General features: G+C 31.7%; 29 protein-coding genes. 18 read left to right on the plus strand and 11 right to left on the minus strand.

The genetic code is table 11. The features are described from left to right. Nucleotides 1-9: 9 nt before the first annotated feature. Nucleotides 10-225 (minus strand): DUF1858 domain-containing protein, encoded by a 216-nt coding sequence (locus ACKRLN_RS00880; protein ID WP_296141652.1) that lies wholly within the window; start codon nucleotides 223-225, stop codon nucleotides 10-12. Nucleotides 226-350: 125 nt separating this feature from the next. On the opposite strand from ACKRLN_RS00880, the gene ACKRLN_RS00885 reads away from it, so the two are divergent. From ACKRLN_RS00885 to ACKRLN_RS00900, 4 genes are all read left to right on the plus strand, one after another. Next, nucleotides 351-698, plus strand: a complete 348-nt coding sequence (locus tag ACKRLN_RS00885) for a hypothetical protein (RefSeq protein WP_416334958.1) — start codon at nucleotides 351-353, stop codon at nucleotides 696-698. Nucleotides 699-752: 54 nt separating this feature from the next. Further along, the gene (gene htpG / locus ACKRLN_RS00890; protein ID WP_416334959.1) at nucleotides 753-2,594 is read left to right on the plus strand and encodes a molecular chaperone HtpG; all 1,842 of its coding nucleotides are present in this window, start codon (nucleotides 753-755) and stop codon (nucleotides 2,592-2,594) included. 8 nt (nucleotides 2,595-2,602) lie between these two features. Next, nucleotides 2,603-3,985, plus strand: a complete 1,383-nt coding sequence (locus ACKRLN_RS00895; protein WP_416334960.1) for an aminopeptidase — start codon at nucleotides 2,603-2,605, stop codon at nucleotides 3,983-3,985. A 96-nt stretch (nucleotides 3,986-4,081) separates the two neighbouring features. After that, nucleotides 4,082-4,321 (plus strand): Veg family protein, encoded by a 240-nt coding sequence (locus ACKRLN_RS00900; RefSeq protein ID WP_203127572.1) that lies wholly within the window; start codon nucleotides 4,082-4,084, stop codon nucleotides 4,319-4,321. A 35-nt stretch (nucleotides 4,322-4,356) separates the two neighbouring features. On the opposite strand, the gene ACKRLN_RS00905 is transcribed toward ACKRLN_RS00900, so the two are convergent. The 3 genes from ACKRLN_RS00905 to ACKRLN_RS00915 are packed head-to-tail and all read right to left on the minus strand — an operon-like array spanning nucleotide 4,357 to nucleotide 6,673. Then, on the minus strand, nucleotides 4,357-4,554 hold the full coding sequence (locus ACKRLN_RS00905) for a hypothetical protein (RefSeq protein WP_296141645.1): 198 nt from the start codon (nucleotides 4,552-4,554) through the stop codon (nucleotides 4,357-4,359). A gap of 9 nt (nucleotides 4,555-4,563) precedes the next feature. Then, on the minus strand, nucleotides 4,564-5,904 hold the full coding sequence (locus tag ACKRLN_RS00910) for an MATE family efflux transporter (RefSeq protein WP_416334961.1): 1,341 nt from the start codon (nucleotides 5,902-5,904) through the stop codon (nucleotides 4,564-4,566). Continuing rightward, nucleotides 5,894-6,673, minus strand: a complete 780-nt coding sequence (locus ACKRLN_RS00915) for a bifunctional hydroxymethylpyrimidine kinase/phosphomethylpyrimidine kinase (protein ID WP_203127569.1) — start codon at nucleotides 6,671-6,673, stop codon at nucleotides 5,894-5,896. The genes ACKRLN_RS00910 and ACKRLN_RS00915 overlap by 11 nt, the downstream gene beginning before the upstream one ends. An 81-nt stretch (nucleotides 6,674-6,754) precedes the next feature. On the opposite strand from ACKRLN_RS00915, the gene ACKRLN_RS00920 reads away from it, so the two are divergent. The 10 genes from ACKRLN_RS00920 (at nucleotide 6,755) to ACKRLN_RS00965 (ending at nucleotide 16,157) form a co-directional block, all read left to right on the plus strand. Then, a complete protein-coding gene (locus ACKRLN_RS00920; protein WP_416334962.1) occupies nucleotides 6,755-8,347 on the plus strand; it encodes a phospholipase D-like domain-containing protein in 1,593 nt (530 codons plus the stop codon). 89 nt (nucleotides 8,348-8,436) lie between these two features. Continuing rightward, nucleotides 8,437-9,942 carry a PTS transporter subunit EIIC gene (locus ACKRLN_RS00925; RefSeq protein WP_416334963.1) on the plus strand — a complete coding sequence of 502 codons (1,506 nt, stop codon included), beginning with the start codon at nucleotides 8,437-8,439 and terminating at the stop codon, nucleotides 9,940-9,942. Nucleotides 9,943-10,063: 121 nt separating this feature from the next. Beyond that, entirely contained in the window at nucleotides 10,064-10,435 is a 372-nt protein-coding gene (locus tag ACKRLN_RS00930) for a GntR family transcriptional regulator (protein WP_203127566.1), read from the plus strand. Beyond that, entirely contained in the window at nucleotides 10,425-11,288 is an 864-nt protein-coding gene (locus ACKRLN_RS00935) for an ABC transporter ATP-binding protein (protein ID WP_203127565.1), read from the plus strand. The genes ACKRLN_RS00930 and ACKRLN_RS00935 overlap by 11 nt, the downstream gene beginning before the upstream one ends. After that, on the plus strand, nucleotides 11,288-12,523 hold the full coding sequence (locus ACKRLN_RS00940; protein WP_203127564.1) for a hypothetical protein: 1,236 nt from the start codon (nucleotides 11,288-11,290) through the stop codon (nucleotides 12,521-12,523). The genes ACKRLN_RS00935 and ACKRLN_RS00940 overlap by 1 nt, the downstream gene beginning before the upstream one ends. A 16-nt stretch (nucleotides 12,524-12,539) precedes the next feature. Then, nucleotides 12,540-12,977 carry a deoxycytidylate deaminase gene (locus ACKRLN_RS00945; RefSeq protein ID WP_203127563.1) on the plus strand — a complete coding sequence of 146 codons (438 nt, stop codon included), beginning with the start codon at nucleotides 12,540-12,542 and terminating at the stop codon, nucleotides 12,975-12,977. A gap of 19 nt (nucleotides 12,978-12,996) precedes the next feature. Continuing rightward, entirely contained in the window at nucleotides 12,997-13,770 is a 774-nt protein-coding gene (udp, locus tag ACKRLN_RS00950) for a uridine phosphorylase (RefSeq protein WP_416334964.1), read from the plus strand. 524 nt (nucleotides 13,771-14,294) lie between these two features. Further along, nucleotides 14,295-14,678: a GntR family transcriptional regulator gene (locus ACKRLN_RS00955; RefSeq protein ID WP_416334965.1), complete on the plus strand. Its 384-nt coding sequence runs from the start codon at nucleotides 14,295-14,297 to the stop codon at nucleotides 14,676-14,678. Further along, on the plus strand, nucleotides 14,671-15,507 hold the full coding sequence (locus ACKRLN_RS00960) for an ABC transporter ATP-binding protein (protein ID WP_416334966.1): 837 nt from the start codon (nucleotides 14,671-14,673) through the stop codon (nucleotides 15,505-15,507). The genes ACKRLN_RS00955 and ACKRLN_RS00960 overlap by 8 nt, the downstream gene beginning before the upstream one ends. After that, nucleotides 15,507-16,157: an ABC-2 transporter permease gene (locus ACKRLN_RS00965; protein WP_416334967.1), complete on the plus strand. Its 651-nt coding sequence runs from the start codon at nucleotides 15,507-15,509 to the stop codon at nucleotides 16,155-16,157. Before ACKRLN_RS00960 ends, ACKRLN_RS00965 begins: the two co-directional genes overlap by 1 nt. A 46-nt stretch (nucleotides 16,158-16,203) precedes the next feature. Here the strand turns inward: ACKRLN_RS00965 and ACKRLN_RS00970 are convergent, their stop codons facing one another. The 3 genes from ACKRLN_RS00970 to ACKRLN_RS00980 are packed head-to-tail and all read right to left on the minus strand — an operon-like array spanning nucleotide 16,204 to nucleotide 19,559. Beyond that, the gene (locus ACKRLN_RS00970; protein WP_203127558.1) at nucleotides 16,204-17,136 is read right to left on the minus strand and encodes a 1-phosphofructokinase family hexose kinase; all 933 of its coding nucleotides are present in this window, start codon (nucleotides 17,134-17,136) and stop codon (nucleotides 16,204-16,206) included. Between the two features lie 9 nt (nucleotides 17,137-17,145). Then, the gene (locus ACKRLN_RS00975; protein WP_416334968.1) at nucleotides 17,146-18,525 is read right to left on the minus strand and encodes a UDP-N-acetylmuramoyl-tripeptide--D-alanyl-D-alanine ligase; all 1,380 of its coding nucleotides are present in this window, start codon (nucleotides 18,523-18,525) and stop codon (nucleotides 17,146-17,148) included. After that, nucleotides 18,522-19,559, minus strand: coding sequence for a D-alanine--D-alanine ligase family protein (locus tag ACKRLN_RS00980; RefSeq protein WP_416334969.1), 1,038 nt, complete (start codon nucleotides 19,557-19,559; stop codon nucleotides 18,522-18,524). The genes ACKRLN_RS00975 and ACKRLN_RS00980 overlap by 4 nt, the downstream gene beginning before the upstream one ends. A gap of 445 nt (nucleotides 19,560-20,004) precedes the next feature. Between ACKRLN_RS00980 and ACKRLN_RS00985 the strand changes: the two genes are divergently transcribed. From ACKRLN_RS00985 to ACKRLN_RS00995, 3 genes are all read left to right on the plus strand, one after another. Beyond that, nucleotides 20,005-20,850 carry an SH3 domain-containing protein gene (locus ACKRLN_RS00985; RefSeq protein WP_295883373.1) on the plus strand — a complete coding sequence of 282 codons (846 nt, stop codon included), beginning with the start codon at nucleotides 20,005-20,007 and terminating at the stop codon, nucleotides 20,848-20,850. A gap of 135 nt (nucleotides 20,851-20,985) precedes the next feature. After that, a complete protein-coding gene (locus tag ACKRLN_RS00990; protein WP_416334970.1) occupies nucleotides 20,986-21,765 on the plus strand; it encodes a hypothetical protein in 780 nt (259 codons plus the stop codon). 64 nt (nucleotides 21,766-21,829) lie between these two features. Continuing rightward, the gene (locus tag ACKRLN_RS00995; protein ID WP_416334971.1) at nucleotides 21,830-22,348 is read left to right on the plus strand and encodes a peptidylprolyl isomerase; all 519 of its coding nucleotides are present in this window, start codon (nucleotides 21,830-21,832) and stop codon (nucleotides 22,346-22,348) included. Nucleotides 22,349-22,385: 37 nt separating this feature from the next. On the opposite strand, the gene ACKRLN_RS01000 is transcribed toward ACKRLN_RS00995, so the two are convergent. From ACKRLN_RS01000 to ACKRLN_RS01015, 4 genes are read right to left on the minus strand one after another with little or no spacing between them, the layout of a single operon-like run. Next, on the minus strand, nucleotides 22,386-22,634 hold the full coding sequence (locus tag ACKRLN_RS01000) for a hypothetical protein (protein WP_203127552.1): 249 nt from the start codon (nucleotides 22,632-22,634) through the stop codon (nucleotides 22,386-22,388). 25 nt (nucleotides 22,635-22,659) lie between these two features. Next, on the minus strand, nucleotides 22,660-22,914 hold the full coding sequence (locus tag ACKRLN_RS01005) for a hypothetical protein (RefSeq protein ID WP_416334972.1): 255 nt from the start codon (nucleotides 22,912-22,914) through the stop codon (nucleotides 22,660-22,662). A 9-nt stretch (nucleotides 22,915-22,923) separates the two neighbouring features. Further along, entirely contained in the window at nucleotides 22,924-24,822 is a 1,899-nt protein-coding gene (locus ACKRLN_RS01010) for a fructose-1,6-bisphosphatase (RefSeq protein ID WP_416334973.1), read from the minus strand. 14 nt (nucleotides 24,823-24,836) lie between these two features. Continuing rightward, nucleotides 24,837-25,772 (minus strand): hypothetical protein, encoded by a 936-nt coding sequence (locus ACKRLN_RS01015; RefSeq protein ID WP_416334974.1) that lies wholly within the window; start codon nucleotides 25,770-25,772, stop codon nucleotides 24,837-24,839. 109 nt (nucleotides 25,773-25,881) lie between these two features. On the opposite strand from ACKRLN_RS01015, the gene ACKRLN_RS01020 reads away from it, so the two are divergent. Beyond that, nucleotides 25,882-26,388, plus strand: a complete 507-nt coding sequence (locus ACKRLN_RS01020; protein ID WP_416334975.1) for a nitroreductase family protein — start codon at nucleotides 25,882-25,884, stop codon at nucleotides 26,386-26,388. The last annotated feature ends 61 nt before the right edge of the window (nucleotides 26,389-26,449 follow it).

A 26,449-nucleotide genomic window follows, 5' to 3' on the forward strand; every position in this document is an offset into this window, starting at 1 on the left:
CCTCGAGTTTTATTTATTTAATTCCTCAAGTAGGTATTCTGGATCCATGCCGTGTACCATGCATGCCTCATCAAGTGTTTCATATAATGATGAAGGACATGATATACAACCCATACCTGCCATAAGGAGTGTATTTATAGTTTCTGGTTTTGCTTGAATAATCTCACCGATTAGCATATCGCGAGTGATTTCAACTTTGCCAGTTGTTTGTTTTGTATCTTCCATTTTTCTGCCCCCTTTTTATAATATAATGGTACCTTTAAAACTAGTATTAGCAAGTGATTTACTAGGGATTATGTTTCCTATCGATAATAAGTATAATAATAGAAAATCAAAGAAAGGTCAATATTATGGATCAAAAAAAGATATTAACAGATGAAATATTAAAATTAAGAGAAGAATTAAAAGAAAAAAATGAAATGATAAATAACCTAGGAAAAAATGTATCATTTTTCCAATTATTTGTCATACCATTAATAGCATCAGCTCTTGCTACTCTCATTGTCAAACAATTTTCTATAACTACTAATCAGAGTGTAGGATTTTTTATAGTTATATTTATTTTAAGTTTAATTTTTGTAACAATGATAAATAAAAACAAATTAGCTAGGAGAAAAGATGAGCTGATAAAAGAAAGACTTGCCATCCAAAAACAACTTGTGTCTAAGGGAAAAGAGTTAAGTCAAATTGAAAAATAAAGTCTATTTAGTATAATATTAGCAGTTAGACACTTAGAGTGCTAAGGAGGAAATATGAAACAAGAATTTAAAGCTGAAGCTAAAAAAGTCATGGATTTAATGATTAATTCTATCTACACAAACAAGGAAATATTCCTAAGAGAATTAATCTCCAATGCATCCGATGCTTTGGACAGATTATATTATAAAGACTTAAAATCAGACAATGACACACAAAAAGATGATTATTATATAGAGATTATAGTGGATAAAGATGATCGTACTTTAACCATAAAAGATACCGGAATTGGTATGGATAAAGAGGATTTAATCGAAAATCTGGGAACAATTGCTAAATCTGGCACAGAATCATTTAAAAATACTGTCGAAAATTCTGATATCAAAGACCTAATCGGTCAATTTGGTGTAGGATTTTATTCTGCATTCATGGTGGCTGATAAGGTAGTTGTAAAAACTAAAAAATATGGTCAAGATACTGGATATCTCTGGGAAAGTGAAAATGCAGATGGTTTTGAAATATCAGAAACTCATAAAGATGACCAAGGCACAGAAATTACACTTTTCCTAAAAGAAAATACAGAAGATGAAAACTACGATGACTATTTAGATCAATTTAGAATCAGAAATTTAGTAAGCAAATATTCAAATTACATCCGTTATCCAATTAAAATGGAAGTTACAAAAACTAGACTTTCCGAAGATAGCACAGATGAGGATCCAAAGTATGAAGATTATAAAGAGCTTGAAGTTCTAAATTCTGAAACACCTATTTGGAAGAAAAATAAAAGTGAATTATCTGATGAAGACTACATTGGATTTTACCAAGACCAACACTTTGGATTTGATGAACCACTTTCATGGATTCACTTTGCTGCCGAAGGAACAGTTCAGTTTAAGGCCCTAATTTACATTCCGAAAAAAGCTCCATTTGATTATTACTCAAAAGATTATCAAAAGGGCCTTCAATTATACACTCACGGTGTAAAAATTATGGACCGCAGCGAAGATTTATTAGATGATTCCTATTCATTTGCAAAAGGTGTTGTAGAAAGTGATGATCTTACCCTAAATATTTCCAGAGAAACCTTACAACAAGACAGGCAATTAAGGGTGATTTCAAAACAAATTAACAAAAAAATCCGTAAGCACTTGCTTGATTTACAAAAAAATGAGCCAGAAAAATACGCTGACTTTTTCAAAGAATTTGGAAATAATATAAAAGTGGCAATTTATGAATCCTTTGGATCAAATAAGGAAGATTTACAAGACCTATTGCTATTTTATTCTAAAAATGAAGATAAATTAATCTCACTTAGAGAATATAAAGAAAAAGCAAAATCAACAGATGAAAATATTCTTTATGCAACAGGAGATTCTATAGAAAAAATCAAAAATTCACCAGCCCTAGCCCTAGTTAATGATGATCAGGATGTATTATTACTAGATGAGCCAATAGATGAATTTTTAGTAAAAATGCTAGAAGAATATGATGGACTTAAATTTAAATCTCTTGCTGAAGAAGATGAAGAGCAAACAAGTGATGAAGGTCAAAAAGAGTTAATCGAAAAACTTTTAGAAAATCTGCCTGAAGATGTTGTGGACATTAAATTTAGCGAAAAAATGGGAGACATTCCTGCGATGATAAAACAAAGGGGAGATATTTCGATAGAAATGGAAAAGGCCCTTAAAAATAATCCAACAGGTCCAGCTGTAAAGGCAGAAAAAGTGCTAGAAATAAATAAAAATTCTAAGGCTTATGAGCTTTTAGAAAATGCAAAAGATGATGAAAATAAGAATGAAATTGTAAATCTACTTCTAGATCAAGCAAAATTAATAGAAGGCCTAGAAATTGAAGATCCAGTAGCCTATACAAAAAATATTTGGAAACTTATTTAAGGACAATTATGGAATATAAGAGAAAAAATGTTTGGTTAAACATTGATCAAAATCAAAAAAATGAACTAGAAGAAATCTCAAAAGACTATATAGATTTCTTAAATGTAGCAAAAACTGAAAGACTTGCTACAAATGAGATTATAAAACGTGCTGAGGCTAAAAGTTTTGTAAGTCTTGATAAAAAAATCGGTGAAAATTCTTTAAAAGCAGGCGATAAAGTTTATGCTGTAAATAAAAACAAGGCAGTTGCTTTGTTTGTAATTGGTAACGAAGACTTAGAAAATGGGATGAATATTGTTGGTGCACATACTGATTCACCAAGACTAGATTTAAAACCTGTCCCTCTATCAGAAGATAATAATATTGCATATTTTAAAACTCACTATTATGGTGGGGTAAAAAAATACCAATGGACAACTATTCCTTTAGCCCTACATGGAGTGATTTTTAACAAAAACGGCGAAAAAATTGAAGTCTCTATTGGGGAAAACGACGATGAACCGGTATTTACAATATCAGAGCTATTAATCCACCTTTCTAAAAAATTAATGCAAAAATCAGCTAGCGAAGTTATTGAAGGGGAACAATTAAAGGTAATAGTTGGTTCAATCCCACTTGCTGATGAAGATGATAATCCAGTTAAGAAAAATATTTTAAAAATCCTAAACGAAAAATATGGTATCGAAGAAGAAGACTTCATCACCGCAGAATTTGAAGTTGTTCCTGCAATAAAAGCACGTAATGCAGGTCTTGATAACTCTATGATAATAGGCCACGGCCAAGATGATAGGGTTTGTGCTTACTCAACATTAAACGCAATACTTGATATAAAAAATCCATCAAAAACTGCGGTAGCCTTATTTGTAGATAAGGAAGAAATTGGATCACGTGGTGCAACTGCTATGACTTCACAATTTTTTGAAAATGTAGTGCTAGAGCTATTAAATATCCAAGGCAAGGCAAATCTTATTAGTCTTAAAAGATCTCTTGCAAATTCAAAAGTCCTATCAGCAGATGTAACACTCGCTTACGATCCAAATTTCAAAGATGTATCAGAAATAGATAACTCAGCACAATTTGGATGCGGGGTGGCCCTTACCAAATACACCGGTAGCGGTGGAAAGGGTGGATCAAATGATGCAAATGCAGAGTATCTATCAGAAGTAAGAATGGCTTTTGAAAAAGAAAATGTAATCTACCAAACAGGCGAGCTTGGTGCGGTAGATGCAGGAGGTGGGGGCACAATTGCCTTTATTCTTGCAGAATACGGAATGGATGTAGTCGATTGTGGAACTCCAGTTATTTCTATGCACGCACCAACAGAACTTGTAAGCAAGGCTGATTTATATGAGACAGTACTAGCTTACAAAGCTTTTTATAAAAATATTTGACACACCATTAGACATTTAGTATAATATTACGCTTCCTTGACTTAAGCGCTTTATAGACGTATAATCTATATTAGCATTTAATGAGAGGATGATTTAATGGAGCAAAGATCAGTAAATGACATCAGACAGGAAGTCAAGAGAAATATCGGCAAAGAGGTAATTCTTAAAGCTGATATGGGACGTAAACGTATAAAAACAAAAACGGGTGTCATTGTAAATGCATTTCCTAGCGTCTTTACTGTAAAAGTAAATAACGACTTTGATGTGGAACGTACAGTGTCATATTCATATTCGGATATATTAACATCAACTGTGGAGCTTATCTCTGCAGAGTAAATAAAAAACTGATTGGTAAACACCAATCAGTTTTTTTAATTATTTTCTTCATTTTTTTCGCTAGTGTCTTCATCACTTTCTTCATCATCTTGATTTTTATTTTTATCTTTATCCACCTCTATAATAGTTGTGGTGGTTTCTGTGGGTTTTACTTCCTCAACCTTTTTTTCGCATCCTGTAAATATTGCAGATATTAGAACAATAGATGCTAAAAATTTATAAACTCTTCTCATAATTTCCCTCTAAATTTTTAAATCAACCCATTTTCTTTTTTTAAACCTATGTCTTAATCCAATAAATCTACTTGCTTGATCAGTTAGAATTGCTATCCAAATACCATCTAGTCCTAGTTTTAGCATATTTACCATAACTAGAGTTGCAACTGATCTTACGATTGTTACAGATATAATTGCCACAAATAGGGTATATTTAACATCTCCAGCAGATCTTAAAGATCCACCATAGATTACCTGAAGTATTTGAAAGATTACTATAAATCCAATATATCTTATTACTATATCACTTTTTTCGATTATACTTGGGTCATTGAAAAATAGGCTAAATATCGCTCTACCAAATATCATAAATACTATAGAAATGATAATTCCCATAATAAATCCTATTTGCTGGCAGGCCTTACCGTAAGCAATAGCTTCATTCTTGCGTCCAGCACCCAGATTATTTCCAGTTAGGGTAATAACTGCAACACTCATACCATCTCCTAAAGAAAAAGAAAGTGAAAGCAAGTTCATACCAACATTATGTACGGCAAAATAATCTGTACCAAGCCTTGCAGCTGTAAGGGCTGTTATGAAAAATCCTATCCTCATGGACATAATCTCAATAAAAATATTGACTCCAAGATTTGAAATTTCTTTTGCAATGGTTTTGCTAATCCTTATACCACCATAGGCCATTTCTTTTAGATTTAGGTAGGAATTTTTCTTTCTAAGTGAATAAAAGCACATAATTGTTGAAACTGCCGCACCTATTACTGTCGCAATAGCTGCACCCTTTGTTCCAAGAGCAGGAAAACCCAAATTGCCCTCAATTAGTAAGTAATTGAAAAATATATTTACAATTGATGAAACAAGATTGGTTATAAAGGCAATTCTGGTATTACCAGCACCTCTATGAGCCGCATTAATAGTCATTGACAAGGCATTAAAGACTATTCCAAGCATAATTACATTAAAATATTCTTTGGCCATAGTGTGAGTGCTTTCATCACTTCCAGCAAAAACTAAGATTGGATCTGCAAATCTTATCATAATAATTGTTGTAATAACAACAAAAATCATAGATATTAAAATTGAAGTTGCTAAGGTCTGGTTGGCCTTTGTTCTATTATCCTCACCCTGTCGTCTTGCAACTAGGGCTGATACTGCGCTTGATATTGCAAAAAAAGATGTAATAGCCAAAAACTTCGGCTGGGTAGTAAGTCCTATTGCAGCAATTGCCTCAGGTCCCAAAGAAGAAATCATAAATGTATCTATCATACCAGCAAGTGCTATAAAAAAGGACTCGAAGACCGCAGGCCAAGCTATTGAAAGTGCTCTTTTGTAATATTTACTATCTAGCAAAATTGCCTCCATTATCTAAAATATACAAGTATTCTTCAATATATATTTCAATGTCATCTGGATGATCGCTTTTTTGCTTAGACAATATTTCATAAATTTTATCTGATGCAAGCTTATTTGATAAATTAAAATCACTTGTTTTTAGATAATAATTTATAAAGAGTGCATCCAATAAGTCACCAGTTCCAGCAAAATTATGGTCAATTCTTTTGTAGTAAATTTTTTTAATATCATTGCCAATAGCTAGATTATAGTATCCATTTTCATCATTAAGACTAGTAATTATATAATTTTTGCTAATTGACTTTAATTCATTAAAATTATCTAACGCTAAAAAATTTGCCTCAGTAATATTTGGCATGGTGATATCAGCAATATCTAAAAATTCCTTATAGATATTTATTTTTTCCTCATCAACCCCCTTATAGAGACTGCCATTATCTCCCATTATAGGATCCAAAATTATTAAAGGTTTTTTTTCTAGAGATTCTAAGTATGAAAAAATAATATTTTTCTGCTTCATATCATTGATATAGCCTAAAAATATTAAATCAAAATCAAAGCCAAGTTCCTGCCAGACTTTTAAACTATTTTTTATATAATCAGTGGTGTCAAAAATAGTAACTTTCCCCTTGGAAAAATTATTTGAAATTAAAGCTGAAGGTAGAAAAAAAACATCATGGCCACTGTAAGAAAGCACAGGTTCCATCATATTTCCAGCGATTTTCCCTCGTGATACAAAATCGCTTATCAAAAGAATTTTACTCATTATTTACTCCTTATTAATATGATATTAATTATAGACCTTTTGTCAATTAACTAAAAGATTAAAATTTGCTATAATAATCTTATGAAAGAAGATCGATTTAATATTATAGAAAAAGTAAATAAAAATAAGTATGTCAAAAAAACAAAAAAGTCATTAGTATCTCTAATTTTTTCAAGAGCCGGTGTATTTTTTGTCCTGATTATGTTGCAATTTGGAGCAATGGTTTATCTTTATAAACATTTAAATATAGACCCTACCGTTTTAATTGGGGGAGATACTGTATTAAGTACTATAGTTATGCTTGTAATTTTAAATATGGATTCTATAAATGAATCTTACAAGTTATCATGGTTTATGCTAATAGCAATATTTCCTTCTTTTGCAACCATGGTATTTTTGCTGGCATACTTAAGTATTGGTTATAAAAAAGAGCAGAGAAAAATCATGGAGATTGAGAAGATTTCTAGGAAATATCATAATCGCGATATTGACATGATCGATAGCCTAAAAGAAACTGACCGTGAGCTATACAATATGCAAAATTATTTTTATGATCTAGGTGGATTTGTCCTTTACGAAAACACAGCTACCAAATATTATCCCGTAGGTGAGGATATTTTTGCTGATATCCTAAAAGCTATAAAAAATGCCAAGGAATTTATATTTATTGAAATTTTTATAATTGACTATGGCTACATGTGGGGAACTATTTTGGAAGAACTTGTAAAAAAAGTAGAAGAAGGTGTAGAAGTAAGGCTACTAATAGATGGGACAAATCTTTTAACTAGAGTAAAAAATGATTTTCCAAATGAAATGGAATCTATGGGGATTAATTGCCGAGTATTCTCTCCACTTATGCCAGTTATGTCAACTTATTATAATAACCGTGACCATAGGAAAATTTTTGTAATAGACAATGAATATGCCTTCACTGGCGGTATAAATTTAGCTGATGAATACATTAATGTTTTTGAAAGATTTGGCCATTGGAAAGATTGCGGGATTCGCTTAAAAGGCCAAGCTTGCGAATCATTTACAGTAATGTTTTTACAAATGTGGAATGCAGTTGGAGATGATATAGAAGATTTTAGTCCATATTTGCCAAGGAAAATGGCAATAGATAGTGAGGGGCTAGCAATGCCATTTTCAGATAGTCCTATGGACACCGAATTTTATGGAAAAAATTCTATAATTTCTTTTTTAAATAATGCAAAAGAGTATGTATACATTATGACCCCATACTTTATTGTAGAAGATGAAATAGTAAATGCATTCTCAAATGCTGCAAAAAGGGGAGTAGATGTAAGATTATGTCTACCTCACATACCAGACAAAAAAGTCGCCTTTGCCTTAGCAAAAACCCATTACAAAACATTGATAGGCAATGGGGTAAAAATATTTGAATATACACCAGGTTTTTCCCATTCAAAAGTGTGGCTAGCAGATGATACTTATGGTTTTGTAGGAACCATAAACCTAGATTATAGGGCCCTTTATTTAAATTTTGAATGCGGAGTATGGATGAAAGATACGGCAGCCCTAGTGGATATAAAAAGCGATTTTGATATATTTTTTAACATAGCAACAAAAATTACAATGGAAGATGTAGTAAACATGCCAATTACAACAAAAGCAGTAGGCAAAATAGCCAAACCCTTTGCTACATTGTTTTAGAAAAGAGCATATAGAGTGCTCTTTTTTCATTTTCAAGATAAGATTTGCATGTTATAATATAAATTATTATTAATATGTAAGGAGAGAGTATGTTTAAGAAATTTTCAAGGCTAGGACAAGCTTTCATGCTGCCTATAGCAATACTTCCAGTTGCAGGTTTGCTTTTAGGTCTTGGTGCGGCTTTATCAAATGAAGCCGCTATTGCAGCCTTTCCATTTTTAGGAGCTAGCTGGCTACAAACAATTTTTTCAATAATGTCAGCAGCTGGAAATGCAGTTTTTGCTAACCTGCCTTTAATTTTTACAATAGGGGTTGCGGTTGGTCTTGCAAATGGAGATAAGGGTACTGCAGGTTTGTCTGCAGCAGTGGCGTATTTAGTATATGCAGGAACGATTGCAGTACTATTAGAAAACTTTTCTTCAAAGGATGCAAGTATTGACACTGGTGTTTTGGGAGCATTGGTTATTGGATTAATTGTTACAACTTTGCATAACAAATATCGTCAGATCCAACTTCCAGAATTCTTAGGATTTTTTGGGGGAAATAGATTTGTGCCTATTATTTCTGCTCTATCAGCTATATTAATAGGAATTGCTTTTTACCTCATATGGCCACCAATTCAAAATGCACTAGAGCAAGTAGGAGAGTGGATAGCAAATCTTGGTACGATTGGATCGTTTTTTTATGGTTTCTTTTTAAGATTAACAGGTGCAGTTGGTCTTCATCATACAATTTATCCATTATTTTGGTATACTTCTTTAGGTGGTACAGAAGCAGTAGCAGGAGATCTAATCTCTGGGGCCCAAAATATATTTTTCGCTCAATTAGCTGATCCAAATCATATTGGATTATACACAAGAGGAACTAGATTTTTTGCTGGAAGATTTGCAACTATGATTTTTGCTTTGCCGGCAGCTTGCCTTGGTATGTATCATTCAATACCTAAAGAAAATAGAGCTAAAAACAAAGGATTTTACTTAAGTTCAGCTTTAACATCATTTTTAACAGGAATCACAGAACCAATTGAATTTTCATTTTTATTTTCTGCTCCTTGGCTATATGTGATCCATGCATTTTTAGATGGGGTATCATTTTTTGTAGCTGACCTGCTAAGCGTAAGGGTAGGAAATACTTTTTCTGGTGGATTGATAGATTTTATTTTATTTGGTCCTTTACAAGGAAATGATAAAACTAATTGGATAAGAGTCATTCCAGTTGGTATTATTTGGGCATTAGTTTATTATTTTCTATTTAGAACTCTAGTAAGTAAATATAAAGTAGCTGTTCCTGGAATGAATGTAGAAATGAAGAATCAAAGAGAAAATGTAATAACTGAGAATAATTCTGATTTAGGAAACATTTCTGTGCAAATAATAGATGCGCTAGGTAGTCAAGAAAATATAGAACATGTTACAGCTTGTGCAACTAGATTAAGAGTTACTGTAAAAGATAAGACAAGAGTAGACCATGCAGCACTAAAAAATCTTGGAGCAACAGCGGTAGTTGATGTTCAAAATGGTGTACAAGCAGTATTTGGTAATAAGGCGAATATCTACTCATCTAAAATAAATGAAATTTTAGGAACAGATGATTAAATTTATAAAGACCATATTCTTTTAATAGAGTATGGTCTTTGTATTTGAAAAATATACAAATAATGCTATAATTATATCAGTGTATGGCGGAACACAAAACACTTATTAGGAGGCAAATGATTTGTTTGAACTTAATCCAAACTCTGAGACACCTCTTTATTTGCAAATTGTAGAACAAACGAAGTTGGCTATTGCCAAGGGATATTTTTCAAATGGGGATAAGTTTCCGTCTGTTAGGGAGCTTTCTCGTGAGCTTTTGATAAATCAAGCGACCGTTTCTAAAGCATTTAGAGAGTTGGATCGACAAGGCATTATTGAAACTAAAGCCGGAATAGGCACTTTTATTTGTTTTGATGATGAGAAGATAAATAATAGAGTAGATGAGATAAATAAAAAACTTCAAAATGACTTAATTGAGGCAAGATACTTAGGGATTACCCTAAATGAAGTTATAAGTATGTATGAAAAGGCGGGTGATTATAGTGATCGTTGAGGCAATAAATATAAATAAGTGCTTTGATAATAGAAAAGTTTTAGAAGATGTATCCCTAAATTTAAAAAAGGGTCAAATTACTGGTCTTGTTGGCAGAAATGGTTCTGGTAAAACTACTCTTCTTAAAATTTTAGCAGGGATTTATAGCGCTGATAGCGGCAAATTTAAAATAGATGGAAACTCTTTGGCTATTAATCCAAGAACTATTGAAAAAATCGCCTATTTACCTGATAGATTTGATTATTTTAACTACGATAAAATTAAAGAAATCCCGGGCTATTATAAGATTATTTATCCTAGATTTGATGAAAAGTTTTTTACAGAAGAAATAAGTAAATATGATTATAATCTAAATCAAAATGTAAGAAATTTATCAAAGGGTGAGAAAAATCTTTTGGGTTTAATTACAATAATTGCAACAAATGCTGAAGTACTGCTGGTAGATGAGATATTAGATGGGATGGATGTAATAAATAAACGTCACATCATCGAATATTTGCTTGATGCCAGGGATAAGGATTGTGCAGTTTTTGCTTCAAGCCATGAACTAGCTGGCTTAAGTGGGATTTGCGATGAAATACTTTACTTATCTAAAGAAGGTCATCTAACAACAACAAATGCGGATGAAAATAAAAATATAAACAAAATTCAAATTGTTGTAAAAAAAGATTTGCCAGGAGAAATTAGGTCTAGGTCAGTAATTATTTCACATATTGGTAGGGTCTATAATATCTTAATTGATATGGAGGAGAAAGATCTTTTAAAATTATTAGATTCTCCTGAGATTGTTCAATATGATAGGCTTGAGATGAAAGTAGAAGATTATTTCTATTTGGAAGAAGGAGCTAAATAATGAGTGATTTAAAAAAATTATTTAAACTAGTTTGGAAGAGGTTTTCTGTATGGATTATCCTTCTGACAATCCTCACTCTGATGCTAAATGGACTTAGTGCCCGAGAGCAACTTGACCGATACCAAGTCATGGTAGAAAGGACTGTTGATGGTATGGCAAATGATTTGGGTGAAGATATTCCAAAAAGGGATGGAAAATTTGATAAAAAATATATCCAAGCATCAGATGAAATTTTTGAAAAATTTAAGAAAAAGTATGACTTAAGTTTTTCTGGTCCTGATGAATATGGTTATTATCCAGCAGATTATGAGGGTGATGATAGAGACTATGAGCTGATGAATCAAGCATCGGTTTATATGCAGGCTAAATATTTTATATCTGAAAAAGGCATAAGCCGAGAATATTATAAAACTAATTTATTTGCTCCTATTATGTTTTTTGTAAGTGTGATAGGATTTCTAATCACGTCAATGGAACAATCCTTCCCTTATTATGAATTTACAACTATGTTACCATGGAAAAAACGTGATGAAGTATGGATGAAAGCTTTAATTGTCTTTGCTTTAGGATTAGGATTATTTATAATAAATTTACTTACCAGCTCACTTATATTAAGTGCATCTAATTTATCAAATATTGTAGGCAATCCAAGTATCGGAGAATTTGCAAGCAAATTTATTCTAACCATGTTAGCAACTAGTATATTAGTTGTATCAACGGGAATGATTGCTGGAAACTTCCTAGGCCATATTGGTATGATGATAGTTGCCCTGGGAGGATTAGAGCTTATTTGGCAAAACATTAGGGTTATAATATCAATATTTAATCAAAACTTTAATGAAAATCCAACTTTTAATATAGACCAAAAATATGAAAGCTTCATGGAAAAAGTACCTGCAATTGCTAAGCCCTTCATTTCTATAACCTATACTAAGGATGAATATGCATATTTGTTTGGATTTTTATTAGTATCAATTCTTTGGGCAGTTTTGGCATATTTTGTTAGCCAAAAATTAAGCGGTGAAAAATCCGGATATATGATTATTTCAAATCCTATAGAAAAAATTGTTAAAGTATTAGGCATATTGAGTTTTACAAGTTTATTCTACATTATAATATCAGAGACAATTCTTGTATCAAGTTCAATTATGCTAGCTTTAGCCATTTATGTACTTGGTCTCTTGATTAGCATAAAACTATTTGATATTCTATTTAAGATAAGACTTAAATTTTAAATTTCAAGGAGTATATATGGCAAAAGATAGATTGACTTGGGATGAATATTTTATGAACCTTGCTATCACAGTTTCCCAAAGAGGGACCTGTGATAGGGCTTATGTGGGTTGTGTAATAGTAAACAATGATCACAGAATAGTCACAACTGGGTATAATGGTTCTATAAAAGGCAATCCACATTGTGATGAAATAGGGCATACCATGCGTGATGGTCACTGTATAGCAACCATCCATGCAGAAATGAATGCACTTTTATATTGTGCCAAAGAGGGGATATCTGTAAAAGATTGCATTTGCTATGTAACTCATTTTCCATGCCTTAACTGTACAAAAAGTTTGATACAAGCAGGTATAAGTAAGATTTATTACAGTGAAGCTTACAGGATGGATGAATATGCAGTAGAGCTTTTAAATCGCAATAACATTGAATTTATCAAGATTGAATTGCCATAAATATTAAATAGGAGCAATTATGAACTATAGTGAAGATAATAAGCAATACCACATAGGGATAGATGCTAGCGATATAGGAAAATATGTAATCCTTCCAGGTGATCCAAAAAGATGCGAGAAAATTGCAGCTCACTTTGATGATGCAAAATTAGTAGGAGACCGCCGTGAATATGTCACTTATACAGGATACTTAAATGGTGAAAAAGTTTCTGTTACATCTACAGGCATCGGAGGTCCATCAGCGGCTATTGCCATGGAAGAGCTTACAAAAATCGGAGCTCACACTTTTATCCGTGTAGGTACTTGCGGTGGTATGCAGAAAAATATAAAAAGTGGAGATATAGTTATTGCAAATGCTGCCATTAGAGCAGAGGGTACTAGCAAGGAATACGCTCCCATAGAGTTTCCTGCAGTAAGTAGCTTTGAAGTTACAACAGCCCTTAAAAATGCTAGTGATAAGCTAAAACAAACAAGTCATATAGGAGTAGTCCAATGTAAGGATAGCTTTTATGGTCAACATGAGCCAGATAAAATGCCAATTTCTTATGAACTAGAAAATAAATGGCAGGCTTGGCTTAGAATGGGTACTCTAGCAAGTGAAATGGAATCAGCAGCACTTTTTACAGTTGCAAACTACTTAAATGTTAGATGCGGCTCATGCTTTTTAGTAGTAGCTAATCAGGAAAGAGAAAAAGCTGGACTAGAAAATCCAGTAGTACACGATACAGAAATGGCTATAAAAGTAGCAGTTGAAGCTTTAAGAGAATTGATAAAATCAGATAAGAATAAGTAAAAAAAAGATAGGCACTTATTGCCTATCTTTTATTATTTAATTAATTACGCTCCCCGCTTAGGGGTGAAGTTTGCGGGGTGGTTTGGAGGGGATATCGGAACTTACTTAAAGTGGCCCTCCAATTTTTGATGTATTATTTAAAATAAATATTGCTTGAGAATTTTAAATGATAATATTTAAGAGAGTTTTTATTCAATTTCTTCAATCTCTACATAATCTAGCATATCGATAATCAAATCACGATCTGGTAAGTCTAGGACCCTAGCATTGCTAATTTATTTGATATATTTAATAAGAAAATATAAGGAAAACTAAAATAGTGACTGGTTAATATTTTTAAGTTAATCAGTCATTATTTTTATATAAAGCTATAATTTAGGCGGATAGCTAAAGTTTGCAAACTTGGTAGAGAAACTCCATAGATCTGATTGAATAGAAAAAATTATTATATATTTGAGTAAAATCACTATATAATTGACAGGTGTTATAAGCTGTTATATACTGTTATAAAGGAGAAGATAAAATTGAAAATTCTTATAAAAAATGGTTCTCCAATACCTATTTATGAACAAGTAAAAAATGCTATTAAAGATGAGATTCTACAAGGAAATGTCTCTCCAGGAGAGAAGCTTCCATCTGTAAGATCTCTTGCTCGAGAACTTTCTATATCTATTTTGACTGTAAAAAAATCCTATGATGAGCTGGAACTTGAAGGTTTTATAGAGTCAAGGCAGGGTCTTGGAACTTTTGTAGGAAATTATGATCCTAAGCTTAAGTTTGAAGAAAAGCAAAAAAAATTAGAGGAATCTCTATTAAGTGCCATTAGTATGGCTAAAGATATTGGAATGACAAAAAGTGATTTAATTAAAGTGTTGGAATACTTATATGAAGGAGATTTTAATGACTGATAAGATTGTTGCTAAAAATCTGTCTAAAACTTATCCAAAGTTTATTCTTGGACCAAATGATTTTGCTATTAAAAAAGGATTTGTCACTGGATTCATTGGTAAAAATGGTATGGGAAAGACAACTACAATCAAAGCCCTACTATCATTAGTAAATTATGATGGAGAAATATTAATTGATGGACAAAGTATAAATGATCTATCTTACCTTCAAGATGTAGGTCTAGTTATGGATGATTCTTTTCTAGGCAAAGATTGGACATTGAAACTAGTTAACGAAGCCATGGATGTGGGATACAAAAATTGGGATTCTGATAGTTATTTTTCTTATCTTGAAAAATTTGGACTTGAAAAAGAAAAAAAGGTATCAGAACTTTCAAGAGGGATGAAAATAAAGCTTATGCTATCTATTGCCTTCTCTCATCAGGCAAGAATTCTTATCCTAGATGAACCCACCAGTGGGTTAGATCCTGCCATGAGAGATGAGCTTGTAAATATAATTTTAGAATTTATGGAAGATGATCAGAACACTGTCTTATTTTCAACCCATATAACCCAAGACCTTCATAGGATTGCAGACTATATTATTTTTATAGACGATGGAAAAATTGTATTTGAAGGTACTAAAGATGAATTTTATGAAAAATTCTTACTTATCAAGGGTGCGATTAACGATTTTGATAAAATACGAAATTATAAGATTTTTGGAGTGAAGACTACTAAAGTTAATTTTGAAGCTCTGGTTCTAAAGGAGGATTATGAGTCTAATCTTGACTTATTGGTAGAAGAGCCGAGCATTGATGAAATAATGATTTATTATGGGAGGAAATGATGGGTATTAAAAAATTAATAAAACTAGATATAATTTCAATAAAACCATATTTTACCTTAAAGAACTTCATTATAATGACTGTCTTAGCACTTTTTTATATGGAACTTATGGATAGTCCTAATGTAATAATGTCAATTACCATGATATTTTCTATGATTTTTTCATCATATCCGTTCTTAGTTGGCGAAAACTCAGGTATTGATGGTCTATACAGGATTTTTTCCATAGACTGTAAGGATGTAGTAGTTGGTAGATATATTTTAGCAGGTCTTCTTTATATAATGACAAGTTTAATAGGCTTAATTTTTTATTTAATAATTACTTTAATAAAAAGTATTCCAATGAATATTGATATATTAATTACTCTTGCTATCAATTTTCTTGTATATGCGGTAGTTACAGCTCTTCAGTATCCTATATTTTTCAAATACGGCTATACTAAAGCAAAAACTTATGCTCTAATTCCTATATTCATCATAGGAATTATAGCTATGTCTTTAGGATTCTTTATAAAAGACTTTAAGCAAATACTCAGCTTTTTAGAACAGAATAAGTCTATGATATTAATAAGTGTTATTATCTTAGTTGTAGTTATTATTTTTATATCAATTAAGCTGGCAATTAAATCTTATAAAAAAAGAGACTTTTAAAATAATAATCGTCCCTAGCCAATTAAAGGCTATAGGGACGATTATTTCATTCCAATTCTTCAATTTCTACATAATCAAGCATCTCTATTATTAAATCACGATCTGGCAAGTCTAATACCCTAGCTGTTGCTGATGCTGCTGCTACAGCCATTCTGTAAGCTTCTATTGGATTGTTATCTTTTGCCATATTTGCTAAAAATCCTGCAATCATTGCATCACGACAAGCCACTGTACTTATTATTTCTCTGCCATCATCAATTTGATTTGATTCGTAGACCTTATCTCCTGAAAATAGCATAGAACCATTTGCTCCATAAGAAATTATTACGTTTTTAGCTCCCATTTCTAATAATTTTTTGCCGTATGGGATATAGTCTAATTTGTTTTTAATTTCTACACCAAATATTTTTGATATATCATAGCCATTTGGCTTAATTAGAAGTGGTTTTTTTTCTACCATATTTATAAGATATTGGCTAGGTACATCTGCAACAAAATCAGCACCATTTGCATTTGCAACTGATAAGAGTCTATCATAGATATCTTCATCCATATTTTCTTGCATAGGAGGCACTGATCCACCAAATATAATGGTATCTCCTTCACGAACCCTAGCTAAATAATATAAAAGCTCATCGACTTCTTCTGAAGTGATATTTGGTCCTGGGAAATGAATAGCAGTTTCTCTTTCATCTTCATAAATTACTACATTTGTACGGTTTACACCTTTCATTTCTACAAAATCGGTAGTAATATTTTCTTTTTGTAACCAATCTTTGATAAATTGACCTTGAAATCCCCCTACAAATCCCGTTGCAATTGTAGGTATTCTTAAGGAAGAAAGGACTCTTGATACATTTAACGCCTTTCCTCCAGGTAGGGTGCGTTCGCTTTTTACATAATTTTTCTCTCCAAGTTCTATTTGGTCAAGACCGACATATAAGTCTATGGAGGGATTTAGGGTTATAGTATAAATCATTATTACTCCTTAAATTTTAAGCGTTCTTATACATTCAATTATTTCTTCCATGTGCATGCCGTGGCTACCTTTTACAAAAACTAGGCATGATTTTGTAATCAGTTGTTTTAGCTTATCGCACACATCTGCTTTGTTTTCAAAATAAAATAAGCGACTTTTTGGGAAATTTTCCATAGCTCCCTTATACATTTCATATGAAAGTGGTCCATAAAATAGGCAGTAATGAATTTCGTTAGGGTCGATATTTGTACCTGATTTATAGTGGAGCTTCTTCTCATCATCACCAAGCTCTAGCATATCTCCCAAAACTACAATTTTATTTTTATAACCCTTTAGGGTATATGTTGTATTTAGCCCTGTTAAAAGCGCTTGGGGATTTGATTTGTAAGAGTCATCTAGGATATCAAAACCATCAAGCTCCAAAATAGCTGATCTATTGTGGCTGCCTTTTACCTTTTTAAGGCCATCTTGGATTTGCTTTTCATCAAGTCCTAAAAGCTTAGCAATCATTACTGTAATTCCACCATTATAAATTTGGTGATCTCCTAAAAGTGGGACATTGTAATTAATTTTCTCATGTTTGAATTCTACCCCAGAATTGTTGTTTTCTACTGGAGTGATTACAAAATCTGATTTTTCATCTGTCCCAAAAGTCATAACCTTTTGTTTTAAATCATAGCTTGAAACTACTTTTGCTAGTATTGGGTCATCCAGATTGTAGATAAATATCCCATTATCGGATAGTCCCTCGGTAATTTCCATTTTTGCTTTTGCAATGCCTTCACGTGTCTTTAGATTATGAAGATGGCTATCGCCGATATTTAAAATCATAGCAATATCTGGTTTTGCAATACGAGTTGTAAGAGCAATGTCGCCAAAATTATCTGTACCAAGTTCAATAATACCGATTTCAGTTTCTTCATCTAAGGAAAGAATTGTCTTTGGCACACCAATTTCATTATTTAAATTACCCATTGTTTTTTGAACTACATATTTTTCTTTTAAAGTAGATTCAAGTAAATCTTTTGTAGTAGTTTTGCCATTTGATCCAGTGATTCCTATTATTTTGATGTCTAATTCATTTCTGTAGGCTGTGGCAAGGTCTCTTAGGGCCTTTGCTGTGTCAGCTACTTTTATAAATGGTATTGTAATATTTTTATTAATCTCAAAATCATTATCAATAATAAATGCAGCAGCTCCTTTATTTTCACATTCTCTTATAAAGATTCTGCCATCAAAAACATCACCAATAAGTGGGATATATAAATTTGCTGGGCTTATAGTTCTAGAATCTGTAGAAATTCCTTCTATAAATAATTCTTTTTTAGATGGGTCTGAAATCTCTCCATCAATCATCTCTGCTATATGACCTAAAGTTCTTTTAATCATTGAAATCTCCTAAATCCATCTTCAATTAGTTTATCAAGGACAAAATCAAATGACTCATCATACATATCCATGGCAAGTCTTGCAAAAAATGAAGTAGGGGTAAAACCTGGGAAAGTATTTATTTCATTTATATAAAACTTGTGGTTTTTTGTATAGAAAATGTCAACCCTAGCAAAGCCTTCGCAGCCTACCGCCTTGTAGCATTCTTTGGCAAAGTCTATGGCTTCGTTTTTATAAGATTCTTCCATTTTATAAGGAATTTGTGCGACAGTCTTTGTATCAAAATATTTTGCATCGTAGTCAAGGAATTTATGATCTGTGATATATGCAGCAGGCACTGATGCATCAAGCTTATCACCTTGTCCAATAATGGCAATTTCTATTTCTTGACCATCGATTAGTTCTTCTACCAAGGCTTTTTGATCGTATTTTAATGCTTCTATAATAGCATCTTTTAATTCTTCCTTATTTTCTACCTTACTAACACCAACAGAAGATCCATTTGCTGATGGTTTTACTATTAATGGCAATCCTATTTCAGATACACATCTATTTATAAAATCATCATCAAAACCTTCTTTATAAGTGTAAAGATATTTTGCTTGGGAAAGGGCATTTTTTTCAAATATATCATTGCTAGTAACCTTATCCATACAAATAGCAGAAGAGAGCAATCCATTACCTATATAAGGAAAATTTATACAGTCTAAAAATCCTTGGATAGTGCCATCTTCTCCATATGTTCCGTGGATGGCTGGGATAATTATTGTATCAGCTGGATCAAAGTCTTTTAAAAAACTTAAAAAATCTGCAATAGATCCAGCAACATTTGTATCAGTTTGTTGAACTAAGTCAAATTCGTCCTTTGTATCTATAGTATTAAAAGCTTTTGAGAAAGCTCCATTTTTGTCAATATAGACTATTTTTGTATTATATTTATTTTTATCTAGGCTATTGCTAATGTTAAGAGCACTTCTAAGAGAAATATCATGTTCACTAGAAGGGCCTCCACAAAATAGAATTACGTTAATCATCTAACACTCACTTTCATCTGTAATTAATAAAATTTTACTACATATAAAAAAACTGGGCAAATATAGGGAACTTAAAGTACAAGTATTTATCAAATTGTAACAATTTGTTACCTATTATTTATATAAAAATCAATTTATTTCGGAGAAAAATTAAATTATTAAGAAAAAACTATAGAGAATTTGCTAAATAATACAATTTGTATAAATAATCTAAGGATGAAATTAAGGAGAAAAGTCTAGTAAATATTGAAATATACGCATTTAGATATACAAACTTTAAAAAATAAAAAAATATTAAATCTACATAATTTACACACAATTAGCCTGTATAATAACACTTGTACAAACGAAGTTGTTAATATTTTGTAACCTTTGTTACAAATAGCTTGTAAACTTAAACTTAAAAGAAAACTTAGCCATAAAGGCGATTGAAAGGATATTATACATGTTTAACTTAAAAAAATACGCTATTGCAGCAGCATTAGTAATTCCAACAGCAATTGGATTTGGAGCAAAAGACTCTCACGCGAGTAAACTTGCAATTAATAAAAACCTTGCACAAGGTGTAAACGTAAGAACAGAAGCCAAAGAAGGCGACAATGTTATTGGCCTTATCGATGATAAAGAAAAATCTTACGAAGTTCTTGGCAAAGAAGGAGATTGGGCAAAAATCGAATTTAACGGCAAAGAAGCATTCGTAGTTTCAAAATGGTTTGTAGAACTTGAGAACACAAAACTAGTAGCAGATGCTAACTTTAGAGATGCAGCTAAACTAGACTCAAATGTAATTGATGTTTTAAAAGCTAACACAGAAGTTGAAGTACTTGGTCTTGCTGATAATGGTTATGTAAAAGTAAGAGTAAATGATAAAGAAGGATATGTTTACCACGATCTTTTACAATCATTTAGACAAGTAAGAATTGAAAACCAAAAAGCTCAACAAGCTAAGGCTCAATCAACAAACAATAATAACCAAGCTCAAGCACAAGCACAAAGCCAAACTCAAACTCAAACAACAACACAAACATACCAACAAGCTCCACAACAACAATCTTACCAAGGTTCATCAAGCTGGGCTAAAGAATGGATTGCTCAAAGAGAAAGTGGCGGTTCATACTCAGCTTACAATCCAAATGGTGGATACTACGGAAGATACCAATTAAATCCATCACTAGTACCATATGGTGCAAGCCCTGCTCAACAAGAAGCAGCAGCAGATAACTATGTAGCTCAAAGATATGGTTCATGGGAAGCTGCACAACAATTCTGGGCATCTAATGGTTGGTATTAATCAATAAGAAAACATTAAAGATTACCATTTTTTGGTAGTCTTTTTTTATCTAAAAAATTTTTTACACAAACTTTACAAATAAATGATATAATTATTATATATAGACCAGTATGTTAATAAATGCTAGGGGGAAGAATGGATAAAGCTAATAGTGTAAAGAATAAATTAATTAAACTTTGCAATGAAGATAAGATACAAACACTTTTTTTCGATGAGGAAAGTGATACACTTATTATTTTAGATTTAGAAACAATTGAATATAAGGGTGTTTATATTAAATACCGAGACAAAGATAGTATCATCGAGATTAATACAGCAACAAACTCATTAAAAGTAAATAATAATGGGAAGATTTCAAGAGGAAAGATTGACCCAATCATTAGTAAAAATCTTGATAGAGTAGCGGTTGAGAAATTTAATGTCAAAAAACTAGATGAAGATTATTTTACTGACTTAGAAGAAACAATTGATGATGAGATTAGTGAAATTCATGATGATAAATCTAGGGAAGTTTATCAAACTGTAAGAGAAACTTTAAAAGAAGTCCATGATAAAAACTATGATAAAGATTTTATAATTGGGCAAATGAAAAAGTTTAATATCATTGAAAAAAAAGACCACTTCAATCTTGAAAGATATGTAGGGGCAACAAAAGTAAAATATAATTCAGCAAAAAATAAAACAACAGTAAGAAATGACTACAACTTTAAAGAAAAATTTGAATTTAAGGATGTAGTTTCTGATTTTAATACAGGTGCGTTTTTGGAAATAGTTAAAAATTATTATCACAAAAGGGCATACGATAAGAGAAGATTAAGCCTAGATGATGCCTTTATAGACCCATACCCAGTGTTTACTCACACAGCTGCTTTGGGAGATAAAGATAAAGGCGTAAAGGAAGAAGAAAATAATTAATGTTATCTTTACCTTGCTTTTGGATATAAATTATATATCACAAAAGAATTAGAAAAGAGGTAATATGACTAATCCAATAGTTACATTTGAAATGGAAAATGGAGATATAATCAAAGCTGAATTATATCCTGAAATAGCACCAAACACAGTAAATAACTTTATTTCACTCATAAATCAAGGTTTTTATGATGGACTTATTTTTCATAGAGTTATAAAAGGATTTATGATCCAAGGGGGTGACCCTGAAGGAACTGGCATGGGTGGGCCAGGTTATGGAATTAAAGGTGAATTTGCTTCAAATGGTTTTAAAAATGACTTAGCCCATGAAGCAGGAGTTTTATCAATGGCAAGATCTATGATGCCAAACTCTGCTGGTAGCCAATTTTTTATAATGCACAAAGACAGCCCACACTTAGATGGTGACTATGCTGCTTTTGGTAAAGTTACAGAAGGTATGAATGTGGTAGATAAAATTGCTGAGAGCAAAACTGACAGATCTGATAGACCAGTTGATGAAGTTAAAATTCAAAAAGTTACTGTTGATACCTTTGGTGAAGAATACGAAGACCCAGAAAAAATGTAAAAAGAAGATGCGAGTAGAAAATTCTACCGCATCTTTTTTATTGGTCTAATGGCTTGCCGCAATTTTTGCAAGTTTTTCTAAAGTAATCCTCTCTTTTTATATGATGATCACAGTGGGGGCATTTAAAGTATTTCTTCTCGATTATAATTGAGACTGTAAATATAATTAGAAAAATTATTATTGAATGCCATGATAGTCTTCCCTTGTTTATAAAATCAAATATTAAAATAGCAAGGCCAATAAAGCCTAAAATTAGATTTAATTGGCTAGCTTTTTTTAAATCCATTTATAGCTCCTCTATCAAAAATTAATCAAAATTTAGAAATATCTTTACCACAGTGTGGGCAATATTTTGCTGGTTTTAGTAAATAATCATTAATTAGACTATTGCAATATGGACACTTATTAGCAGCAAAATACAATATGAAACCAACTACAGTAAGTATAATTGCAAGAACTATATTCCAAGTGATACTCGTAGCAAAGGGATTATTAAAGGCGAAAATTAAAATCAAAGCTACAATCCACAAGGCTATAGATACTAGGTTATAGTGTTTTCTTTTCATAATTAGCTCCTACAAATTGTCATATTTTTCAAGCAATTCTTCTAATACTTCTATTCTTTGCCTAATATTTTTCCCTTCGTCGGTGTCTTTCATAAGCATCCTAGGGTGAAGGACTTCTACTTCTTTTATGTTTGGTCGGTAAGAGCTTACTCCATCGGTGATGGACTTGTAATTATTATGTTCAGCAAGAGAAACGGCATGAGAATTAAAGACTAGGGTGTAGCCAGCAATCCCAGTTTTTGCTTGATATGGTTTTGATATACCCCCATCTATTACATATAGTTTTCCCTTTGCTTTTATCGGTAATTCTCCTTTTTTAGTTTTTACAGGTACATGACCATTTACAATCCTTCTGCGTGGACCGGTTACTTCGAATTCATCTAGAATCATGTCTACTATTTCTTCGTTTTCAGATAGTTTGTAGTATGGGTTATAGATCTCTTTTCTTAGTTCTTCTTCTGCAATGAAGATATTTTCAAAGTATGAGAACTGAGATTTGCCAAATAATGGTGACTGCTTGCCGTAAAATAAATACCAAACTACATCTAAAGACTTTTCATCTTTCTTGTAAAACGCAGACCTTGCTATCTCATCAAACTTATCAAATAGGGCTTTACCAGCATAATTTTGACCCCGGATTTCAACATCTGTAAATGTTCCGTCTTCATTTAGAGGGATACATCCGTGAAATAGCAATGATCCATTTTCTATTTTATAAATGGCCCCGTTTTCATATAAAAACTCAATATGGCGGTTAAGTTTTGTTCCACGGCTAAAATCTAAGGCAAGTGCCTCTATTACGGCTTCTTCTGTTTCTGTTAATTTTAATGGGTCTTTTGGGTCGACTGTTGGGAAATTGCTATCTTTTAGTGGGGCACCCTTATATGTACTATTTTCAAAATCAATTATCTTTAAGAAATTTCTATCATCCATATTAAAATCTGGATTTCTTTCTATTAGTTTGCCATCAAGCTTGTAACGGATAATAGAAATTGCCTTAAACATTTTTGCGGCTATTTCAGAACTAATGTTGTCATATAGATTAGTATCAAAAATCCTTGGCATAAATAATTCGCATGGGTCATCTTTGTAGGTTATAATTGCAAATTCGTAAAGGGGTCTAAGATTTATACCATAACCATCTTCTAACATATCAAAATTGTTATATGAAATTGCATTTGCTATACAGGCTGCCACAAGAGCCTTGTTGCCAGCAACTGCTCCCATCCACTCAACATCATGATTTCCCCACTGGATATCTACATTTGGAAAGGTTAATAGTTCATCCATAATTATTTGTGGGGAAGGGCCACGGTCATAGATATCACCAACTACATGAAGTTTATCAACACTTATCCTTTGGATCATGGTTGTGATTTTTATGATGAATTCTTCTGCAGCATCGTATTTTACTATGTTTTCTATTAATTGATCATAGTATTCTTTCTTATTAAACTCAGAATCGTTGGTGTATAAGAGCTCATCTACTATATCAGTAAATAAATGGCCAAATTTTTTCTTTACATAATTTTTTGCATATTTGGTAGAAACAAATCTAAATAAACTAATTAGCCTATGAATAGTTATTGTCAAATAATCGTCCGTAAGCTCTCCTTTTAAGTCCATCTGATGTAGGACTGCTTTTGGATTATAAATCAATTCTGCAAGCTTATCCTGCTCTTCTTTTAAAAGTGTATCTCCAAAATGAATAGAAGTTTTTTCTCTAATATTTCCAGAAGCTGATTTTAAAAGTTGCAAGAATGCTTGTGCCTCGCCATGGACATCAGAAAAAAAGTATTCTGTGCCTTTTGGCAAATAAAGCTTAGCATTTAGAGAAATTAATTCGTTTCTAATGTCAGATTTGCTCGGATAATATTCTTTTAAAAGTTTAAAATAATTTTCGACCATGACCCACCTCGACTTTATTTATTTTCTTTTTTTATATCATCAACATTTATCCCGGTAAATTGATTTTTATCAAAAACTTTTGAATCCTTTTCTTTTTTTATTTTATTTGCTTCATCTTCGCCGTAGATTTCACCATCTTTATCGATATTTTCGTATGAAATCTTGTTAGTAGCTTGTTTTTTATCTGCAAGTGGTTTTGAGTTTTTGATGGTATTTTCATTATTATCATCACTTTCAAAAACCATTTTTGTATTACTTTCTGGTGCTTTTTCTTCCTTATTTTTGTTTATAGATTGTGTTTTTGTTTTATTTTCATTGTTTGATTTTGTTTTTGTGGATGCTTGACTTTGTTCTTCTTTATTTGATTGATCAGACTTTATTACTTTGATTTCTCCAGTATTTCCAACTACATCATTTAGTCCGATAGCCTTGCTATCTGTACTTATGTTTTCTACTTCTTCATCTTCAAACTCTATATAATTATTTGGGTTTGTAATATTATTACTATTAGTATTTTCTGCTGGGTATAAACCACGTGTTTTTGCAATCAATCCTAATAATGAATTTAAAACCAAGAGTCCATTTAGAGCAAAAAATACAAATATAAGATTTGTTGTTAAACTTCTAAAAGTTATATAAACAAATGCAGTTATTGCTAAAAATAATAAGGCAAATACAAAATTTGATAAGTGGTATTCACCAGTATCTCCAGCCTTATAAATGTGTCTAGTAATTATGAAATTAACTACAAAAAGTAAGGCGAGGATAATAATAAATATTGGTTTTACAATGCCTGCAGATAGTCCTTGAAAACCCACCAAGTCTAGTATTGACATTAGTAAATTTGTATCTACCAAGATAGTAAATCCTATTCCTAATAAAAATATTATAGTAACAAGTGTTCTAAAAAATCCTGTTATTAAACTAAATAATTTAACTGTATCTCTCATACTTCCTCCATTGGTCTAATTATAACATAAATAAGGATGTATTTATAAGGAAAATTAACTCGCAAAAGATAGAAATAATACGTATAGTGATAGTAAAGTGAGGTAATTTATGGATTTTTATGAAGTTTTAGGAAAAAGAGTTTCTACAAGAAAATTTTCAGATGAAAAAATATCTGACAAAGACATTGAAAAACTATTAGATGCAGCCAATAAAGCTCCAATAGGTATGGGGACTTATGATGAGTGTAGACTAACAGTCGTTAAAGATAAGTCTTTTATAGAAGAAATAAGTAAAGAGTATATGGAAAAGAAAGACAAAAAATCTGATCCACTCTTTAATGCACCTTTGTTAATTATTTTTTCATCAAGCAAAGAAAATGATTTAAGATTTCAGGATGCAGGCTGTGTTTTAGAAAACATATCACTTGCTGCGACAAGTTTAAACCTTGGTTCTTGCTATATAAGAGGTACATTCCATAACCTAGGCAAGGATGGTGCTTATATTGAGAAATTAAATCTGGATGATGGTTTTTCTCCGGTGGCAGGCATAGTTATAGGCCATACAGAAAGTGAACTAGCCGGAAAAGAGCATCACATTCCTACAAATTTCATTTAATTTAAAATAAGTAAAATGAGATTTGACAAACCATAGCTTTGTATAGTATAATTAAGCATTG

It is taken from the genome of Anaerococcus sp. AH8042_DFU013_CI05 (assembly GCF_047936775.1).
Classification (GTDB): domain Bacteria; phylum Bacillota; class Clostridia; order Tissierellales; family Peptoniphilaceae; genus Anaerococcus.

Excerpts from the sequence above, each read along its gene's own strand:
- ACKRLN_RS00945 (WP_203127563.1), top strand. The coding sequence starts at position 12,540 with ATGGCAAAAGATAGATTGACTTGGGATGAATATTTTATGAACCTTGCT.
- ACKRLN_RS00970 (WP_203127558.1), bottom strand. The coding sequence starts at position 17,136 with ATGATTTATACTATAACCCTAAATCCCTCCATAGACTTATATGTCGGT.
- ACKRLN_RS00880 (WP_296141652.1), bottom strand. The coding sequence starts at position 225 with ATGGAAGATACAAAACAAACAACTGGCAAAGTTGAAATCACTCGCGAT.
- ACKRLN_RS00995 (WP_416334971.1), top strand. The coding sequence starts at position 21,830 with ATGACTAATCCAATAGTTACATTTGAAATGGAAAATGGAGATATAATC.
- ACKRLN_RS00885 (WP_416334958.1), top strand. The coding sequence starts at position 351 with ATGGATCAAAAAAAGATATTAACAGATGAAATATTAAAATTAAGAGAA.
- ACKRLN_RS01015 (WP_416334974.1), bottom strand. The coding sequence starts at position 25,772 with ATGAGAGATACAGTTAAATTATTTAGTTTAATAACAGGATTTTTTAGA.
- ACKRLN_RS00925 (WP_416334963.1), top strand. The coding sequence starts at position 8,437 with ATGTTTAAGAAATTTTCAAGGCTAGGACAAGCTTTCATGCTGCCTATA.
- ACKRLN_RS00940 (WP_203127564.1), top strand. The coding sequence starts at position 11,288 with ATGAGTGATTTAAAAAAATTATTTAAACTAGTTTGGAAGAGGTTTTCT.
- ACKRLN_RS00985 (WP_295883373.1), top strand. The coding sequence starts at position 20,005 with ATGTTTAACTTAAAAAAATACGCTATTGCAGCAGCATTAGTAATTCCA.
- ACKRLN_RS01010 (WP_416334973.1), bottom strand. The coding sequence starts at position 24,822 with ATGGTCGAAAATTATTTTAAACTTTTAAAAGAATATTATCCGAGCAAA.
- ACKRLN_RS00980 (WP_416334969.1), bottom strand. The coding sequence starts at position 19,559 with ATGATTAACGTAATTCTATTTTGTGGAGGCCCTTCTAGTGAACATGAT.
- ACKRLN_RS00965 (WP_416334967.1), top strand. The coding sequence starts at position 15,507 with ATGGGTATTAAAAAATTAATAAAACTAGATATAATTTCAATAAAACCA.
- ACKRLN_RS00905 (WP_296141645.1), bottom strand. The coding sequence starts at position 4,554 with ATGAGAAGAGTTTATAAATTTTTAGCATCTATTGTTCTAATATCTGCA.
- htpG (WP_416334959.1), top strand. The coding sequence starts at position 753 with ATGAAACAAGAATTTAAAGCTGAAGCTAAAAAAGTCATGGATTTAATG.
- ACKRLN_RS00895 (WP_416334960.1), top strand. The coding sequence starts at position 2,603 with ATGGAATATAAGAGAAAAAATGTTTGGTTAAACATTGATCAAAATCAA.
- ACKRLN_RS00975 (WP_416334968.1), bottom strand. The coding sequence starts at position 18,525 with ATGATTAAAAGAACTTTAGGTCATATAGCAGAGATGATTGATGGAGAG.
- ACKRLN_RS01005 (WP_416334972.1), bottom strand. The coding sequence starts at position 22,914 with ATGAAAAGAAAACACTATAACCTAGTATCTATAGCCTTGTGGATTGTA.
- ACKRLN_RS00960 (WP_416334966.1), top strand. The coding sequence starts at position 14,671 with ATGACTGATAAGATTGTTGCTAAAAATCTGTCTAAAACTTATCCAAAG.
- ACKRLN_RS00920 (WP_416334962.1), top strand. The coding sequence starts at position 6,755 with ATGAAAGAAGATCGATTTAATATTATAGAAAAAGTAAATAAAAATAAG.
- udp (WP_416334964.1), top strand. The coding sequence starts at position 12,997 with ATGAACTATAGTGAAGATAATAAGCAATACCACATAGGGATAGATGCT.
- ACKRLN_RS00915 (WP_203127569.1), bottom strand. The coding sequence starts at position 6,673 with ATGAGTAAAATTCTTTTGATAAGCGATTTTGTATCACGAGGGAAAATC.
- ACKRLN_RS00900 (WP_203127572.1), top strand. The coding sequence starts at position 4,082 with ATGGAGCAAAGATCAGTAAATGACATCAGACAGGAAGTCAAGAGAAAT.
- ACKRLN_RS00990 (WP_416334970.1), top strand. The coding sequence starts at position 20,986 with ATGGATAAAGCTAATAGTGTAAAGAATAAATTAATTAAACTTTGCAAT.
- ACKRLN_RS01020 (WP_416334975.1), top strand. The coding sequence starts at position 25,882 with ATGGATTTTTATGAAGTTTTAGGAAAAAGAGTTTCTACAAGAAAATTT.
- ACKRLN_RS01000 (WP_203127552.1), bottom strand. The coding sequence starts at position 22,634 with ATGGATTTAAAAAAAGCTAGCCAATTAAATCTAATTTTAGGCTTTATT.